Source organism: Maridesulfovibrio sp. (genome assembly GCF_965230075.1).
Taxonomy (GTDB): domain Bacteria; phylum Desulfobacterota; class Desulfovibrionia; order Desulfovibrionales; family Desulfovibrionaceae; genus Maridesulfovibrio.
The window spans coordinates 293,059-310,343 of sequence record NZ_OZ245945.1 but is presented as its reverse complement, the minus strand read 5'-3'; the positions used below and the strand labels follow the sequence as shown (position 1 = coordinate 310,343).

The 17,285-nt window shown below is 51.8% G+C and carries 15 protein-coding genes; 11 read left to right on the top strand and 4 right to left on the bottom strand.

Features of this window, described 5'->3' with window-relative positions; translation table 11 throughout:
• Nucleotides 1-119: 119 nt before the first annotated feature.
• The 4 genes from ACO05Z_RS01350 to ACO05Z_RS01335 form a co-directional block, all read right to left on the bottom strand.
• Nucleotides 120-2,243 (bottom strand): TonB-dependent receptor, encoded by a 2,124-nt coding sequence (locus ACO05Z_RS01350; protein WP_421899671.1) that lies wholly within the window; start codon nucleotides 2,241-2,243, stop codon nucleotides 120-122.
• 197 nt (nucleotides 2,244-2,440) lie between these two features.
• A complete protein-coding gene (locus ACO05Z_RS01345; RefSeq protein WP_421899668.1) occupies nucleotides 2,441-3,481 on the bottom strand; it encodes a helix-turn-helix transcriptional regulator in 1,041 nt (346 codons plus the stop codon).
• Nucleotides 3,482-3,599: 118 nt separating this feature from the next.
• A complete protein-coding gene (locus ACO05Z_RS01340; RefSeq protein WP_421899665.1) occupies nucleotides 3,600-4,466 on the bottom strand; it encodes a hypothetical protein in 867 nt (288 codons plus the stop codon).
• The gene (locus ACO05Z_RS01335; protein ID WP_421899662.1) at nucleotides 4,463-5,569 is read right to left on the bottom strand and encodes a LeuA family protein; all 1,107 of its coding nucleotides are present in this window, start codon (nucleotides 5,567-5,569) and stop codon (nucleotides 4,463-4,465) included. The genes ACO05Z_RS01340 and ACO05Z_RS01335 overlap by 4 nt, the downstream gene beginning before the upstream one ends.
• A gap of 326 nt (nucleotides 5,570-5,895) precedes the next feature.
• On the opposite strand from ACO05Z_RS01335, the gene nifH reads away from it, so the two are divergent.
• The 11 genes from nifH (at nucleotide 5,896) to ACO05Z_RS01280 (ending at nucleotide 17,144) form a co-directional block, all read left to right on the top strand.
• On the top strand, nucleotides 5,896-6,723 hold the full coding sequence (nifH, locus tag ACO05Z_RS01330) for a nitrogenase iron protein (RefSeq protein WP_421899659.1): 828 nt from the start codon (nucleotides 5,896-5,898) through the stop codon (nucleotides 6,721-6,723).
• Nucleotides 6,724-6,880: 157 nt separating this feature from the next.
• Nucleotides 6,881-7,228 (top strand): P-II family nitrogen regulator, encoded by a 348-nt coding sequence (locus tag ACO05Z_RS01325; protein ID WP_421904149.1) that lies wholly within the window; start codon nucleotides 6,881-6,883, stop codon nucleotides 7,226-7,228.
• A gap of 1 nt (nucleotide 7,229) precedes the next feature.
• Complete coding sequence (locus ACO05Z_RS01320; protein WP_421899656.1) at nucleotides 7,230-7,604, top strand: P-II family nitrogen regulator; 375 nt, start codon at nucleotides 7,230-7,232, stop codon at nucleotides 7,602-7,604.
• 19 nt (nucleotides 7,605-7,623) lie between these two features.
• The gene (nifD, locus tag ACO05Z_RS01315; protein ID WP_421899653.1) at nucleotides 7,624-9,258 is read left to right on the top strand and encodes a nitrogenase molybdenum-iron protein alpha chain; all 1,635 of its coding nucleotides are present in this window, start codon (nucleotides 7,624-7,626) and stop codon (nucleotides 9,256-9,258) included.
• A gap of 12 nt (nucleotides 9,259-9,270) precedes the next feature.
• The gene (gene nifK / locus ACO05Z_RS01310) at nucleotides 9,271-10,644 is read left to right on the top strand and encodes a nitrogenase molybdenum-iron protein subunit beta (RefSeq protein ID WP_421899650.1); all 1,374 of its coding nucleotides are present in this window, start codon (nucleotides 9,271-9,273) and stop codon (nucleotides 10,642-10,644) included.
• A gap of 184 nt (nucleotides 10,645-10,828) precedes the next feature.
• On the top strand, nucleotides 10,829-11,956 hold the full coding sequence (locus ACO05Z_RS01305; RefSeq protein WP_421899647.1) for a radical SAM protein: 1,128 nt from the start codon (nucleotides 10,829-10,831) through the stop codon (nucleotides 11,954-11,956).
• Between the two features lie 126 nt (nucleotides 11,957-12,082).
• On the top strand, nucleotides 12,083-12,385 hold the full coding sequence (locus ACO05Z_RS01300; protein WP_421899644.1) for a (2Fe-2S) ferredoxin domain-containing protein: 303 nt from the start codon (nucleotides 12,083-12,085) through the stop codon (nucleotides 12,383-12,385).
• A gap of 66 nt (nucleotides 12,386-12,451) precedes the next feature.
• On the top strand, nucleotides 12,452-12,907 hold the full coding sequence (locus ACO05Z_RS01295; RefSeq protein WP_421899641.1) for a GNAT family N-acetyltransferase: 456 nt from the start codon (nucleotides 12,452-12,454) through the stop codon (nucleotides 12,905-12,907).
• A gap of 14 nt (nucleotides 12,908-12,921) precedes the next feature.
• Nucleotides 12,922-14,286, top strand: a complete 1,365-nt coding sequence (gene nifE, locus ACO05Z_RS01290; RefSeq protein ID WP_421899638.1) for a nitrogenase iron-molybdenum cofactor biosynthesis protein NifE — start codon at nucleotides 12,922-12,924, stop codon at nucleotides 14,284-14,286.
• Between the two features lie 2 nt (nucleotides 14,287-14,288).
• Entirely contained in the window at nucleotides 14,289-15,647 is a 1,359-nt protein-coding gene (locus ACO05Z_RS01285) for a nitrogenase component 1 (protein ID WP_421899635.1), read from the top strand.
• A gap of 225 nt (nucleotides 15,648-15,872) precedes the next feature.
• Nucleotides 15,873-17,144 carry a radical SAM protein gene (locus ACO05Z_RS01280; protein ID WP_421899632.1) on the top strand — a complete coding sequence of 424 codons (1,272 nt, stop codon included), beginning with the start codon at nucleotides 15,873-15,875 and terminating at the stop codon, nucleotides 17,142-17,144.
• Nucleotides 17,145-17,285: the final 141 nt, after the last annotated feature.

Below are 17,285 nucleotides of genomic sequence, written 5' to 3'. Positions count from 1 at the left end.
TCCTTGCGGCTCTTTCTTAGCAAATAAACGAAAACGATTTCCACTCTCAAAAGAATGTTTTTTAACCCGAAATGCGCCCGCACCTAAATGCGGACGCTCCACGCCCAGACTGTGCAAGACTAAAAACGGTAATCTATGGAGATACCGAAAGTCCTTGGCTCACCGTCTTCAGCCAGACCTGCGGAAACGTTTTCCATAAGCACATATTCACGATCCAGAAGGTTCTTGGACCAGAGGTATACATCCAGATTTTCACCTTCCACACCAACCTTGAGGTTAACCAATTCGTAAGGATCTTCCTTGACCGTATTGGCGTCATCAAAATAGCGGGAGCCGATTCCCACAAGTTCAGCTCGTCCGAAAAAGCCCCAATCCCCGATAATATTGCGGCGGTAATCGGTGGCAACGGTGTAGGTGTAATCCGGCACACCGAAGACACGGTTACCTTTGTAATCTTCATCGGCAGATGGCGAATATTTGTCGAATTCAGCTTCCATCCAAGTAAATGTACCACTCAGATTCAAACCTTCCATGAGCACAAAACGCGAATCAACTTCCACGCCCATACGGTGGGAACGTCCGGCATTGGCAGTATAAGACTGCATGGAATCGGTCATGAACAGCGGCAGCTGCTCATCATCAATGGCAGTGTAGAAACCGCTGATATTGAAGTTTAGACGGTTATCGAAGAAAACAGACTTAAAGCCGATTTCATATAACCAACTGTCCTCTTCGCTGTAAGCCTGATGGCCTTCCGGAGCCGAGGCATCGTTAAAGCCCCCGGCACGATGAGCCCGGGCTACAGTACCGTATAAAGTCTGGTCTTCGCTGAGGTGCCATGCCAGTGCAAACTTGGGAAGAAGCTTTGAAAAGTTGTTGGAAGCATCACGGTCCACAAGGGTTGTTTCCGATCCGCCCGCAGGAGTCTGTCCCTTATAGGTATCTGCTGAAGCGTACTCATATTCATATCGCAAGCCCACGGTGAGGTCGAAATTATCCCAGAAAGTATACGTTCCCTGCCCGAAGACTGCTCCACCTGCATTATCCTTGTCGGTCTTGAATCTAAGGTTTGACCCCGGTGCCTTGGAATCCGCTCCGTACAGGTTAAGGATCTCGGTGTTAGATTTCAAAAGAAAGAAATGTCCCCCGGCCAGCCAATCCAGCGGGCCATCGTCTTCAGGGGAAACAAAACGGAATTCCTGCGAAAAATCACTGTCTTCCAAATTGTAATTCTTGCGCATCATATCCGCAGGGGTGAAGTCGGCGTCTATCTTCTCCTTGCTGTCAAAATACCTATATCCGGTCACAGAATGAAGTTTGCCGTAATTCGTCTGGTATTCAGAGTTAAGGGCCACGCCCCAGCAATCGTTCTTCTGGCTGCCTTCGTAGTCATGGGAGTAGTGATAAGGATCATCCACCCCGTATTTGCCTGACTGAACAAAGGAGTTCCGCTCGGTACGGCGCATGGTGTAGGCACCGTCATCGTGGTTCTGAATATCAAATGAAAGGGTCATATCCAGATCGTCAGTCGGCAGATAACGCAACTTCAAGCGCCCGGACTTACCATCCTGATGGCGGCCGTCATCCCCGTCTGTGGAGGTATCGTTCTCCATGTAGCCGTCTTTAAAGGCGCCCAGCCCATAGACTCCCAAAAACAGCTTATCCTCAACAACAGGACCGGACCAACTGGCCCGGAATTCCTTGCTGTTATAGTTTCCGAACTCCGCGCCAAGGTTAGCTTCAACCTCATTTCCGGGCTGCTTGGTGTAAACATTGATGACCCCGCCCATGGTGTTGCGGCCATATAAGGTTCCCTGAGGCCCCTTGAGAACTTCAACCTGCTGCACATCAAAAAGAGGGAAGTTAAACATATAGGATTTTGAAAAGTTAACCCCGTCTACAAAATATCCGGTGGCAGGTTCGGCATTAGGCAAGCTCTTAATTCCGCGTAAAAACATAAATCCGTGCCTGCGGCTACCGAAATCACTGAACTCAAGGTTTGGAACATGCAAGGCCAGATCATCCGTATCTTTGATATCCATATCCTTAAGATCAACGTCATCAAGCGCGGCGATACTTGCCGGGACATCCTGCGCATTCTGAGTCCGTTTCTGGGCTTTTACTGTTACCGCTTCCAGATAGAGACCATCTGAGGTTGCGTTATGGGCCAATGCTGAAGTTGAAATGAAACAGAAAGTCATTATCAACAACAGGCTGGTTTTGAACTGAACATTTATAAACATACCTTCTCCATAATGCTGATTTTGCAGTTCAGCGCACAAAAATGCGCTGAAACATACATGCTCGGCAAATATGGAGAATTAAATTCCAACAAACTACCCTAAGAAAAATATTTTTTACCCAAACACACCGAAACTGAACACAAAAAAGTCGCATTATCAATGTTGATAATGCGACTTATACAAACACAACATAAAAATCAGCTCATGCTTATATAACCGGAAGCTAAAGTTACATTCTTTTTATCTCGCACTGAAGTCAAAAACTTCTTTGGCAGCACTCCATACCTTTTCTTAAATGCTGCACTAAAGTGACTTAAATTGGTATAGCCTAATGCCCACGCAACCTCACTTACGTTCATATCACCATCTTCAAAGAACATCCGGGCCTTACGCAATTTGTATTCCTTAAGAAAAGCAAAAACCGTCATGCCGTAAAGTTCCTGAAAACCGGCCTGAATTTTAGTCACACTCATCATATGCGAACTGGCCAGCTCAGCCATCGTCGGTGGAGAGTCAAATTTTTCCTTAAGTTCCTGCTGAATAGCCCTGATCTGCTCAATTTCCCGCACGCATAACCCGGAATTGCGAACCCTCTCCGGTGACTCAAGCTTCATGACCTGCAAACCGATCAACTCCAAAGCCTTACCTTCAAGATAAATCCGGCTGCACTTACCGCCCACAAGGCCATAGAACAATTCATTCGCCGCAGTCTGAACCATCGGGTCCATGGTGTGATGCAAGAAAAATTCATGGTCGGCCCGCTTCTCCAAGGCACCTTTCAAATCTTCATGAATTATATCCATATCCACCGACAACAATTCGTGCAGCAATTCCGGGCTGATATGTAAATGGATAATCCGGGTCCGCCCCAAAGCCGCAGTTTCCACCACTCCGGCCATTTCATGAAAGAAACCCAAGCCTCCGCTGCCCGCAACATTATCAACACGCAAAGGGCCCAGCGAGGTCTCATGCATGTTGTTTACAATTGCCCCCTCCAGAAAAAATCCGAAATCTATAGCATCATTCTTCTTTTGGTAGCTAAAGGACAATTTACTGGAAAGTGTGGCATCAAACGCGCTAACCCGAAGCCCCGGCCTCAATTCCAACTCCCGCCAGACAGGTCCGCTGCCTGATTCACATCCATTAACAGCATCAAATTCACGCACTGCACTATTCTGTGAAGCGTCCTCAATCCCCCAGCACCCTTTATTTATTGCAGAAAATGTTCTATCCAGCATTATCCACTCCTGACAATTTTGCATCTTTGATCTTGATTATCAATTTCTTCTTGAAACCAAAATACAGTTAAGCAACTTAACTGTCAAGGGTGAGACTACTGATTTCCTTTTGGCAACATCAAACTGAGCAAATCAAGCCCTTAGACAAATTATCCAGCTGCGGCAGGAAAGGCGATGTGCTGATCTCGTATTCCGCGTAATCCACATAAGCCGTTTCTAAATCCGGGGTAAGACTTATTTTGACTCCATACTCATCAAAAAGCATACGCATGGGAACTATCTCCCGCTCACTTTCCGAACATAAGGATTCCCTGCATTCAGGCACAAAAATAAATTCCGCCCCGGAATAATGGTGCGCGGTGAGCATGCTCAAAGTGGTGCACAGGGATACCACCTGCCCATCATTATCAAAGACCAACGAATTCAGATCACCGTTGATGCCCACGGCATCGGAATCATAGGCTGTGATTTTGCCGATGCGGGTTTGCAGCGGGGTCGGCTTGGCAGGTTCAATGGAACGAATCTTTCCTTCAGGACTGAAGCTTATACCGATACGGGTCTTTACCGGACCTGCCGGAGTTTGCACGGTCAATTCCTCTCCCGGCCAAAGAGTCATGGAACGCAAGGCACCGTTCTCATAGAAACAAATGCTGATTACCTTTGCGCAAAGCGGACCTGCCGGAGTGTCCATGGCCAGCGGATCAGCAAGTTTCCCTTCATCCTCCTGCGTCCAGTAGCCGGAGAGTTTTCCATTGAGCGGAAAAACCCGCTTCAATTTTCCGGACTTATAAAAAGTGACCAGCTCCGCTTCAACTATTCCCACAGGAGTAAAGACCGGAGTACGCCTTTCCAAGGGCAGGGATTTTACATTGCCATTGGAATACACCTCTACGGGCTGCAAATTCTTGCGGCGCAAGTCATCAGTAGAATGCTGGGCAACCAGTTCCCCGGCTTCAGTTGCGTAGGTGCGTCTCAAGGTGTTCATGAGTAGACCTCCTCGTCATTGAGCTTGATAAATTCACTACGGGTCAGAGGACGTTCAAGACGCAGGGAAAGCTGCCGCACGGCCTCGGTCAGAGTTGAGAGAGAATCCGTGCCGCAATCAATGCCGTATTCATCGAGGGCATTGCGCACAGCGGCCCGTCCACTCTTACCACCCACAGCCAACTTGCGGGCCGTGCCCACTGAATCGGGATCGTAAGGCTCGAAAAGCTCCGGGGATTTACTCAGGGCATGGGTATGTAAACCGGATTCGCAGGCAAAAATATCGGTGCCGACCACAGCCTTGGTGCGGGGAATGGCGACCTTGGCTGCCGCACCGACCAGCATGCAGGCTTCCTTAAGCACTGCGGCAGAATAACGGGTGTTGCCCTCACGCAGGGCCAAGCGGGCCACCAATTCTTCGGTGGAAGCAATACCGGAACGCTCGCCGATTCCGATGACTGAACAGTCAGCGTAATCAGCACCCGCTTCAAGTGCGGTAAAAGAGTTGGCCGTAGCCATGCCGAAATCATCATGGCAATGCACGGCAATATCAATATTCAGTTTCTCCCTAAATTTCCTGACCAGCTTTTCCATGGCAAGGGGAGTCAGTTGCCCAAGAGAATCCGCCAGCCGGACCCGTGAAGCTCCGCAGACCTCGGCATGCAGGGCCATGTTTAATGCAAAATCCCCATCCGCACGGGAAATATCCTCAAGACCAACGGAAATATATTCGAATCCGCATTCCTTGGCTCTGCGCACAGCCGCAGCCAGCTTGCGCAAAATATTCTGGCGATCGGAATCCAGCCGCTTCTCAATATGCAGGTCCGAAACCGGAACCCCGATATTGATGCGTTTTAATCCCAATTCCGCAGCAGTCTCAATGTCCTTTTCCCGGCAGGGCGACCAGACACTCAAGGACGTATCAGCGCAAAGAGAACAGGCATGGGCGGCGAAAAGAGCAAGATCATCTTGCCCGACCCAACCCAGCTCTATCTCATCCACGCCCATGGCGATGAGTGAGGATGCGATGCGCTTACGGGTTTCCAGATTGAAATAGGCCCCGAACAACTGTGCGCCTTCACGCAGGGTGGTATCGATCAACATAGTAATGCTCCAAATGGATTTAAGAGTTCAAAATCCATAAAGCATGATCAGTGCCAAAACAGACCACTCTTCTATCTACCTTAATTTATATAACATACCACCCCTCTCTACATTCCTGACACAACATTCAAAAATGTAGTTTCCTACAATTTTGTACAGAACATTCGTAGTAATCTACATTTTTTGCATGTCTTAATTTTTCTTTATTTTTAATCTTTTATTTCATCATTTCAGACCCTTATGTCATGAAAATCGTTTTGGCACACGGATTGCCATATGTGAGACAGCAACAACGAAATTTAATCCAAACCACATGGAGGAGAAAAATGAGAAAGGTAGCAATCTACGGAAAAGGCGGAATCGGAAAATCCACCACCACCCAGAACACCGTAGCCGGACTGGCAACCATGGACCGCAAAGTAATGGTCGTGGGCTGTGACCCCAAAGCTGACTCCACCCGTCTGCTGCTGGGCGGCTTGGCTCAGAAGTCCGTTCTCGACACCCTTCGTGAAGAAGGTGAGGACGTTGAACTTGAGGACATCCGTAAACCAGGTTTCGGTGATTCATGGTGTGTTGAGTCCGGCGGCCCGGAACCCGGTGTAGGCTGTGCAGGTCGCGGTATCATCACTTCCATCAACATGCTGGAAAACCTTGGCGCCTACGAAGAAGGCGAAAACCTCGACTATGTTTTCTACGACGTTCTCGGTGACGTTGTCTGCGGTGGCTTTGCAATGCCCATCCGCGACGGCAAGGCCGAAGAAATTTACATTGTCTGTTCCGGCGAAATGATGGCCATGTATGCGGCCAACAACATCTGCAAAGGTATCATGAAGTACGCAGAATCCGGCGGCGTACGCCTCGGCGGGCTGATCTGCAACTCCCGTAATGTTGATAACGAAAAAGAGATGATCGAAGAGCTGGCTAAAAAACTGGGAACCCAGATGATCTACTTCGTCCCCCGCGACAACGACGTACAGCGCGCGGAAATCAACCGTAAAACCGTAATCGAATGGGACGACACCGTACCGCAGGCCGACGCATACAAGGGCCTCGCCGATGCAATCGACAAAAACGAAATGTTCGTTGTGCCCACCCCGCTGGAAATCGAAGAACTGGAACAGCTGCTCCTCGATTACGGCCTGATGGAAGCCTAAGAAATCCCCCCGAAACCTCCAAGCAAAGCGGCGAAGCCTAATAAAAAAGTTTGGGATTCTTAACCCCTTTTCAAAGGGTTTAAGCCGCCGGAGGCAAACTCAATCCATTCTTAAAAAGCGCAAAGCGCAACAAATAGCAGAGCAGATAAGGAGAGAAATCATGATCATGGTGAGAGCAATTGTAAGACCGGAAAAAGCGGATGACGTACTGGCCGCGCTCATGGACAACGGCTACCCCGCTGTAACCAAATATTCTGTAGCAGGACGCGGCAAACAACGCGGCATCAAGATCGGCGAAGTAACCTACGACGAAATCCCCAAAACCATGCTCATGAGCGTGGTCAAAGAAGAAGACAAAGACTTTGTAATCAGCACTGTTATGGATGCGGCGAGATCCGGAGCAAAAGGCGCATTCGGTGACGGTAAGATCTTCGTAACCGAGGTGGAAGATGTCTACACCATCAGCTCCGGCATCAACGAAGCGGCCCCGGCAGAGGAGGCTTAGCATGAAAGAAGTCATCGCAGTTGTGCGGATGAACATGATGAACCGCACCAAGGAAGCCCTCACCGAAGCGGGCATAGATGCCTTCTTTGCCCACGAAGCACAGGGCCGAGGCAAAGGCTTTGTAAACGCCGCAGTGCTTGAAGGCGCTGAAGAAGGCTACGAAGAAGCTGCTGCAGTCCTCGGCGAAAAGGGCAAGCTCTATCCCAAACGCATTTTGACCGCTGTTGTACCCGATGAATCCGTGGATGCAGTGGTGGAAGAAATCATCAAGGTCAACAAAACCGGAAAGCCCGGTGACGGCAAAATATTCGTCTGCCCCATCGGCGATGCTGTCAGGGTCAGAACCGGAGAAACAGGCGCGAAGTCCATCGCCTAACCACTCAAGGAGATAAATCATGAGTAAGACTAAAGTGGTGCAGTGGGACCCGGCGGACATCAAGGAAGAACTTCTGAAGAAGTATCCGCCCAAGGTAGCCCGCAAACGCGCCAAACAGATAATGATCAACGAAGCGACTGAAAGCGAAGCACCGCCGGAAATCGTCGCCAACGTCAGGACCATTCCCGGTATCATCACCATGCGCGGCTGCACCTACGCAGGCTGCAAGGGCGTTATCATGGGTCCGACCCGCGACATCGTGAACATCACACACGGCCCCATCGGCTGCGGATTTTACTCCTGGCTGACCCGCCGTAACCAGACCTCTCCCGGCCCGGACGGCGAGAACTACATGCCCTACTGCTTTTCCACGGACATGCAGGATCAGGACATTATCTTCGGCGGTGAAAAGAAGCTCGAAGCTGCTATTCAGGAAGCTTACGACCTCTTCCATCCCAAGGGCATCTGTATCTTCTCCACCTGTCCGGTGGGACTTATCGGTGACGATGTTCATGCCGTGGCAAAAAAGATGAAAGCAAAGCTCGGTGACTGCAACGTCTTCGCCTTCTCCTGTGAAGGTTACAAGGGTGTATCCCAGTCCGCCGGTCACCATATCGCCAACAACCAGGTTTTCACCCACCTTGTCGGTGAGAACAAGGAACCTCGCACCGAAGAATACAAGATCAACCTGCTCGGCGAATACAATATCGGCGGTGACGGTTTCGAGATTGACCGCATCCTCAAGAAATGCGGCATCACCAACATCGCCACTTTCTCCGGCAACTCGACATACGACCAGTTCGCTTCGGCCCAGCACGCGGACCTCAGCTGTGTAATGTGCCACCGTTCCATCAACTACGTGGCCGACATGCTGGAAACAAAATACGGCATCCCGTGGATCAAGGTGAACTTCATCGGTGCGGAAGCAACTGCCAAGTCCCTGCGCAAGATCGGAAAGTACTTCGGCGACAAAAAACTCATCGACAAGATCGAAGCGGTTATCGCCGAGGAAATGCCTGAAGTGGAAGCCATTGCCAAAGATGTGCGCTCCCGCACTGAAGGCAAGACCGCCATGCTCTTCGTGGGCGGCTCCCGTGCACACCACTATCAGGAGCTATTCAATGAAATGGGCATGAAGACTCTTTCTGCCGGTTACGAATTCGGTCACCGCGATGACTACGAAGGCCGCCGCGTAATCCCGGACATCAAGATCGACGCTGACTCCCGTAACATTGAAGAGATTGAAGTCGAAGCTGATCCGGAACTCTACCGTGCACGCAAAACCGAGGAAGAAATCAAAGCCCTCGAAGACGCAGGTTACGAATTCAAACATTACGACGGCCTGAACCCCGACATGGACAAAGGCACCATCGTTATCGACGACCTGAACCAGTACGAAGCTGAAAAGCTGGTGGAACTCCTCAAGCCTGACCTTTTCTGCGCAGGCATCAAGGAAAAATTCTCCATCCAGAAGCTGGGCGTACCCATGAAACAGCTGCACAGCTATGACTCCGGCGGCCCCTACGCAGGATTCAAAGGCGCGATCAACTTCTACACAGAAATCGACCGTCTCGTTGGCAGTAAGGTCTGGAGCTACATGAAGGCCCCCTGGCAGGAAAACCCCGAGCTCACCGCTACTTTCGTGTGGGAATAAGGAGATTTAGACATGTTACTCAGACACACCCCCACAGAAATAAAAGAACGCAAGTCACTGGTCGTCAACCCGGCCAAGACCTGTCAGCCCATCGGCGCAATGTATGCCGCTCTGGGTGTCAAAGGCTGCCTGCCCCACTCCCACGGCTCACAGGGCTGCTGCGCCTACCACAGGTCCATGCTGACCAGACACTATAAAGAACCCGTTTCCGCAGCGACCAGCTCCTTCACTGAAGGGGCATCGGTTTTCGGCGGACAGGCCAACCTCATTCAGGCCATTAACAATATCTTCACGGTTTACGAACCGGAAGTGATCGCGGTGCATACCACCTGCCTTTCCGAAACCATCGGTGACGACCTGACCCAGATCATCACCAAGGCCACCAAGGACGGCAAAATTCCCGAAGGCAAGACCGTTTTCGGTGCACCGACCCCCAGTTACGTGGGATCACACGTAACCGGTTTCTCCAACATGGTTAAAGCCATGGCCCAACTGGCCGAGCCTTCTTCTGAAAAGAACGGCAAGGTCAACATCATCCCCGGCTGGGTGGAACCCTGCGACATGGAAGAGGTCAAGCGTCTCTGCTCCATGATCGGCGTGGATGTCACCATGTTCCCGGACACCTCCGGCGTACTCAACGGTCCCCTGAGCGGCGAATACAAAATGTTCCCCGACGGCGGAGTGACCATCAAAGAACTGAAAGAAGCAGGACAGGCTACCGGGACCATCGCCCTTGGTGAATGGTGTTCCGCAGACGGCGCCCGCTGGCTGGATTCCAAGCACAAGGTTCCCTGTACCGTGCTGGATATGCCTTTCGGACTGAAAGCCACTGACCGTTTTATCGATGTACTGCGCACCGTGGCCGGGGTCTCCATCCCCGAATCCGTCTCCTACGAGCGCGGACAGCTGGTGGATATGATCTCCGACATGCACCAGTACCTCTACGGCAAGAAGGTCGCCATTTACGGTGATCCCGACCAGCTCATTTCCATGGTGGAATTCCTCCGTTCCATCGATATGTGCCCGGTCTACGTAGTTACCGGTACTCCCGGTAAGAAGTTCGAAAAACGAATCAAGGAACTTACTGCGGACATGCCTTACGAATGCAAGGTCAAAGCAAAAGGCGACATGTTCCTCATGCATCAGTGGATCAAAAACGAACCTGTGGATCTGCTCATGGGTAACTCCTACGGCAAGTACATTGCCCGCGACGAAGACATCCCGTTCCTGCGCTGGGGATTCCCCATCACTGACCGTCAGGGACACCAGTACTTCCCCACCGTGGGTTACAAGGGCGGCCTGAGACTGCTGGAAAAAATCCTCGGCCTGCTCATGGATCGCATTGACCGCGATACCCCCGAAGAAACCTTCGAACTCGTCCTTTAATTGATTTGAGGCGCTATCGCGCTTTTGACAGATGATTTCGCCTCCGGCGGCCAAAGGGGATAATCCGCTCTGCTCTCAGTATCCGTAAGACTCGGAGCAGGGCCCTCGCCTAACGGCTACAGGCCTTTGAAATCCCTAATAGGGGGATTTTTCCGCCGGAGGCCAAACAAACACGGAGCACACCATGACTACCACTTCCCACCCCTGCTTTGGCCCTTCAGCCCGCGCATCAGTCGGCCGCATTCATCTCCCGGTTGCTCCTAAGACTTTTGCCCGCACTAAATTCGCACCGGAAGCCAAGCTTCCCGCAGCCATGATGCCCGAAGACGCTGTTGCCATGCTCGATGAGCTGATCAGCTCCGGCAAGAAAATCAAAGTTGTCGGTATCACCGGTCCCGGCGATCCGCTGGCAGATTTTGATGCCACTTACAAAACCCTGAAGCTGGTCCGCGACAAGTATCCGCGCATGAACCTTTGCCTGACCACTCTGGGTATCGGCGGCGAGAATTATGCTGAAAAGCTGGCCGAACTCAATACTTCCCACATCACTGTTTTGGTGGACGCGGCGGATTCTGCTACCGCCGAAAAAATCTATGCATGGATTCGCCCGTCCACCAAAAACATTCCCCTGCCCGAAGCCACAATCCTGCTTATGAAAGAACAGGCGGCAGCCATCAAAGCTTTTAAAGAGGCAGGGCTGACCGTTAAAATTAACACTACCATCTACCCGGAAAACGTAGCCCAGATCGAAAACATTGCCCGTGCAGTGAAGACCATGGACGCAGATATCATGGGACTGACTCCCTTTATTCCTGAAAAGAAAAGCCTATTTTCCGCAGTAAGCGACGTGCAGATAGAAACTGCCCGAGAGCTGGCTGCAAAACATATTGAACTCATGGAGCCGTGGCTCAGATGCGGTTCTGACATAGAGCTGGAACAACCGACATCAAGTTCCCTGCCTAAGCCTAGCCTTAGCCGCCCCAATGTTGCGGTGGCAAGTTCCGGCGGTATGGATATCGACCTGCATCTGGGTCACGCCCAGAAAATCATGATTTACGGCCCGCGAGAAGACGGTCTGGCCTGTTTACTGGAAACAAGATTGGCCCCGGAACCGGGCGGCGGGGCAACCCGCTGGGAAAAACTCTCCGCAATACTGAACGACTGTTTCGTGCTGCTTTGCGACGCAGCCGGGGAAACCCCCAAGAAAATCTTAGCCGCCAACGGAATCAGAACCGTGATTTCTGATGAGAACGTCGAAGGCACCGTGGATGTGCTCTACGGCGGCGGAAAGAAGGGCAAATGTAAAAAGTAATTAACTAATCTTAACGCGAAGCGGCAAAGCCCTAATAAAAAGTTTTGGGTTCCTTAAACCCTTTCCCCAAAAGGTTTTGAGGCCCCCAGCAGGGCCGCCGGTGGCATAATCAAATAGGAGAAAATTATGGCTACCCCTGAAAGAATGATCATCTGTTGTCAAAGTTTCCGCGCTGCGGGCTCCCCCAAAGGCATCTGCCACAAGCAGACCGACGGCTTCCTGCAATACATTGAAGAAGAAATAATCGACCGTGGCATTGACGCACTGGTGGTAGCCACCAGCTGTCTCAAGCAGTGTGATAACGGCCCCATCCTTGTGGTCCAACCCGAGAACTGGTGGTTCAAGGGCGTGGATTCCGAAGAAAAGATCGACGAAATCCTAGATGGACTTGAAGACGGCGAACCCTGCGCAGACTACCTGCTGGACTAATTAACCAAGACTTCAACATTTCAAAATTCGCGCTTCTGGATTTTGGAAAAACCATAGAGGGAGCATATGTCGGCCACAGTTCATATCCGTAACGCCAACTCAGCTGATCTGGCCCCCATGACCGATCTGCTGAAGTCACTTTTCTCCGTCGAAAAGGACTTTTCAGTGGATGGGAGTAGACAGATGCAGGGGCTGAGAATGCTGCTAGGCAATCCCCGGGCACGCATTCTGGTTGCGGAAGGACAGGGTGAAGTGGTCGGCATGTGCACCGGTCAAATTGTAATCTCAACCGCTGAAGGCGGCCCGTCCATCCTCGTGGAAGACGTGGTTGTCCGCAGCGACCGGCAGGGCGAGGGAATCGGATCACAACTTATGGAAGCCATTCTCGAATTCGCAGAAGAACAACGAGCAACACGGCTGCAATTACTGGCAGACTGCGAAAACACCCCGGCCCTGAAATTCTACGAAAAGATCGGCTGGTCAAACACCAGCATGATCTGCCTGCGCAAGATGAACGCATAGCAACGGAGCAAACCATGAATGAATATACAATTTTAGAAGAACGTAAGGACCAGATTCATCGCACGGGCGAGGGAGCACTGGACATGGCCTGCAACCGAGAGTCACTTGCCGGGGCAGTAAGCCAGAGAGCCTGTGTTTTCTGCGGTTCGCGGGTGGTGCTTTACCCCATCGCAGACGCCCTGCATCTGGTACACGGCCCCATCGGCTGTGCGGTCTACACCTGGGACATCCGAGGCGCGCTTTCCAGTGGCCCGGAAATGCACCGCCTCTCCTTTTCCACCGACCTACAGGAAACCGACGTCATCTTCGGCGGCGAAAAGAAGCTTGAAGCGGCCCTTGATGAACTTATCGACCGCCACAGTCCCAAAGCCGCATTCGTCTACTCCACCTGCATCGTCGGCATCATAGGTGACGACCTTGAAGCGGTCTGTAGAAAGATGACCGAGAAAAAAGGTATTCCCGTGCTTCCGGTACAGTCCGAAGGTTTCAAGGGCAGCAAACGCGAAGGTTATCTCGCGGCCTGCAAAGCCATGTTCAAACTGGTCGGCACAGAGGATACGTCCGACATTTCACCGCTTTCGGTGAATATCCTTGGGGACTTCAACCTTGCCGGGGAAATCTGGATCATCCGTGAATATTTCAGAAAGATGGGAGTGGAAGTCGTCGCCAACATTACCGGTGACGGACGTGTGAAGGATATTGGGCGCAGCCACGGGGCGGCCCTTAACCTTGTACAGTGTTCGGGTGCGACATTGGACTTGGCAAAAATGATGAAAGAGGAATACGGCACGCCCTTTATGCGCGTCTCCTACCTCGGCATCGAAGACATGGCCGATTCCCTCTATCAGGTTGCTGATTTCTTCAAGGATGTCGACCCGGACATTGTCAAACGCACTGAAGATCTGGTCCGCGAAGAACTCTCCAAACTCATGCCCGAACTGGCCCGCATGCGCAAAGACCTCGAAGGCAAGAAGGTCGCCATGTACGTGGGCGGCTCCTTCAAGGCCTTCTCCCTGCTCAAGGCATTCCGCCATCTGGGCATGAAAGTCGTCATGGTCGGTTCCCAGACCGGAACCAAGGAAGATTACGCTGAACTGGAACGCATATCCGATCCCGGCACCATCCTCGTTGATGACGCCAACCCGCTGGAACTGTCCGCATTCATCAAGGAAAAAGACGTGGATATCTTCGTAGGCGGCGTAAAAGAGCGCCCCATTGCCTTCAAAATGGGAGTCGGATTCTGCGATCACAACCACGAACGCAAGGAAGCCCTCGAAGGTTTCGAAGGCATGCTCAACTTTGCCCGCGAAATTCATTCATCAGCAATGAGTCCGGTTTGGAACTTTGTACCCCGTAGAGCCAGGAAGGCAGGAGAATAGCCATGACTACCAAGAGCAAAAATTACACATCTACAACTAATGCCTGCAAACTCTGCACACCTCTCGGCGCATCACTGGCCTTCAGAGGCGTGGAAGGCTCCATCCCCTTCCTGCACGGTTCGCAGGGCTGCGCCACCTACATGCGCCGCTACATCATCAGCCATTTCCGTGAACCTGTGGATATTGCTTCCTCGGCTCTGGGTGAAAAGCACGCCATCTACGGCGGCGGCCCCAACCTGAAGAAAGGCATCCTCAATGTCATGAAGAAGTACGAGCCGAAGGTCGTAGGCGTGGCAACCACCTGCCTCACCGAAACCATCGGCGATGACGTACCCATGTACCTCAAAGAATTCTTTGATGAATTCGGTGACCTGAATCTGCCGGATATCGTGCAGGTTTCCACCCCCAGCTACAACGGAACCCACGTTGACGGCTGGCACGGCGCAGTGCGCTCCATGGTTGAACAGCTCTGTACTGAAAAAGCGGAAAATGATGGGCACATTAACATCATGCCCAACATGGTTTCCTGCGAAGATGTGCGTCACCTCTTTGATATTTGCGAAGATTTCAGCCTGAAAGCGACTATCCTGCCCGACATATCCGAAACACTCGATGGGCCCGCACTGGAAGATTACATGAAAATCCCCGTGGGCGGGACTCCGGTTGAGGAGATCAAAAAGATGTCCGGAGCTTCTGCAACCCTCGAACTAGGCCGCTGTGTACCCGCTAAGAGCGGCGGAACCAGCCTTGCTGAACGGTTCGGGGTTGCCAATCATCGCATCGGGCTACCCATGGGTCTGCGTGAATCAGATATTTTCTTCGAAACCCTCGAAGCCATTTCCGGCAAGAAAACACCTGCCCGCTACGAACGTGAACGGGGTCGACTGATCGATGCATACGTGGATGGACACAAATACGTGTTCGGCAAACGTGCTGTTGTTTACGGCGAAGAAGATCTCGTGACCGGACTGTGCGCCTTTCTGGCAGAGATCGGTGTGGATGTGATCCTTGCCGGTTCCGGTTCCAAGAAAAAAGGCATGGCTGAAGCAGTCACTGCCGTAACCGAAGGCGTAGGGCGAACCATGCCCGAAATCCACGAAGGCGTAGATTTCCACGACATTGCCGAACGGGCCGAAGAACTGAAGCCCGATCTGCTTATCGGTCACTCCAAGGGCTACCGCTACGCCAAAGCGTGGAACATCCCACTGATCCGGGTCGGTTTCCCGGTCCATGACCGCTTCGGCGGACAGCGCATCCCCATGCTCGGATATCGCGGCACGCAGCATCTCTTCGACCGCATAGTCAACGCCGTGCTGGAAAAGAAACAGGCCGATAACCCCGTAGGCTACGGCTACATGTGATTGGATGCGCTACGCGCTTTTGATGAAAAGAGTATGCCTCCGGCGGCTTAAACCCTTTTCCACAAATCCGCAGGAAAGCGGATTTGAATGTTGCCCTTAAGGCAACACCCCGAAGGGGTGAGCCCTAGGAAGGGGCGAATCAAAAGGGTTTAAGAATCCCAAAACGTTTTAGTTGGGTTCTGTAGCTGGAGATTAGATAAGTTGTTCTTTTAAAGGAGATATACCATGCAGAAAGATACTACTAAACACCCGTGCTTTAACAAAGAAACCGCAGGCTCCTGTGGACGTGTACATCTCCCGGTAGCCCCCAAGTGCAACATTCAGTGCAATTACTGCAACCGCAAATACGACTGCGTGAACGAATCGCGTCCCGGCGTGACCAGCTCCGTGCTCAAACCTTTTCAGGCTGCCGAATACATGGACGCTGTACTGGAAAAAGAACCGCGTATAACCGTGGCCGGCATTGCCGGTCCGGGCGACCCTTTCGCCAATGCGGAAGAGACTCTTGAAACCATGCGGCTGCTCAACAAAAAACACCCGCAGCTGATATTCTGCCTGTCCTCAAACGGCATGGGCATCCTGCCTTATCTGGATGAACTGCAGGAACTGGGTGTATCGCACGTAACCATTACCATCAGCGCTGTTGATCCGGCTATCGGGGCCAAAATTTATTCATGGGTCAAAGACGGGAAGGTTGTCTACCATGGCGAGAAAGGCGCAAAAATCCTGCTGGACCGTCAGCTTGCCGCAATAAGGGGACTGAAGGAACGAGGAATCACCGTAAAGGTAAACTCCATTGTCATCCCCGGCATCAATGACCAGCATATCCCCGAAGTATCCAGAGTCTGTGCCGAGCTTGGAGCGGACATCCAGAATATGATCCCGCTCAAGCCCACAGCGGATACCCCTTTTGCAAACATCACTGAACCGGGCCATGAAACCATCGGCCCCCTACGCAAGGAAGCGGGCAAAGTTATTGAACAGATGACTCATTGTCGCCGTTGCCGTGCCGATGCTGTAGGACTTTTGGGCGACGATAAATCTGTTGCTCTCTGCGGCACCCTCAAATCCTGTTCGGAATTAAAACCCATTGATCTGAAAGGTCCGCGCCCATACGTGGCCATTGCTTCCCGCGAAGGTATGCTGGTCAACCAGCATCTTGGTGAGGCACGTGAATTCCACATCTGGGCCGAAGATGGAAATGGCGGCTTTAAGCTGGTGGAAAAAAGGCCCGCCCCCAAAGCCGGATGCGGTCCGCAGCGCTGGACTGACCTTGCGGCAACCCTCAGCGACTGTCGGGCAGTGCTGGCAGCAGCTATCGGTGAAACCCCGCAGGTAATGCTGGCTGAAGATGGCGTGGAACCGCACATAATCGGCGGGTTCATCGAAGACGCGTTGGCAACGATCTACAGCGGTGGAAATATGGATATCCATAAAGGCAGGCGAGGCAGCATCGCGGACGCCTGTTGTACCGGAACCGGAACCAAATGCGGCTAAATTGTGTCCATAAGCAGCGATCTGCTGCGCTGCTGCGAAAAGTTCAAACCCTCACGTATTAGTATACGCTTCGGCCTTGAATTTTTCTTGCAACTTGCATCTCACTACTTCTGAACACAATTTACTTATATTTATAGGAAT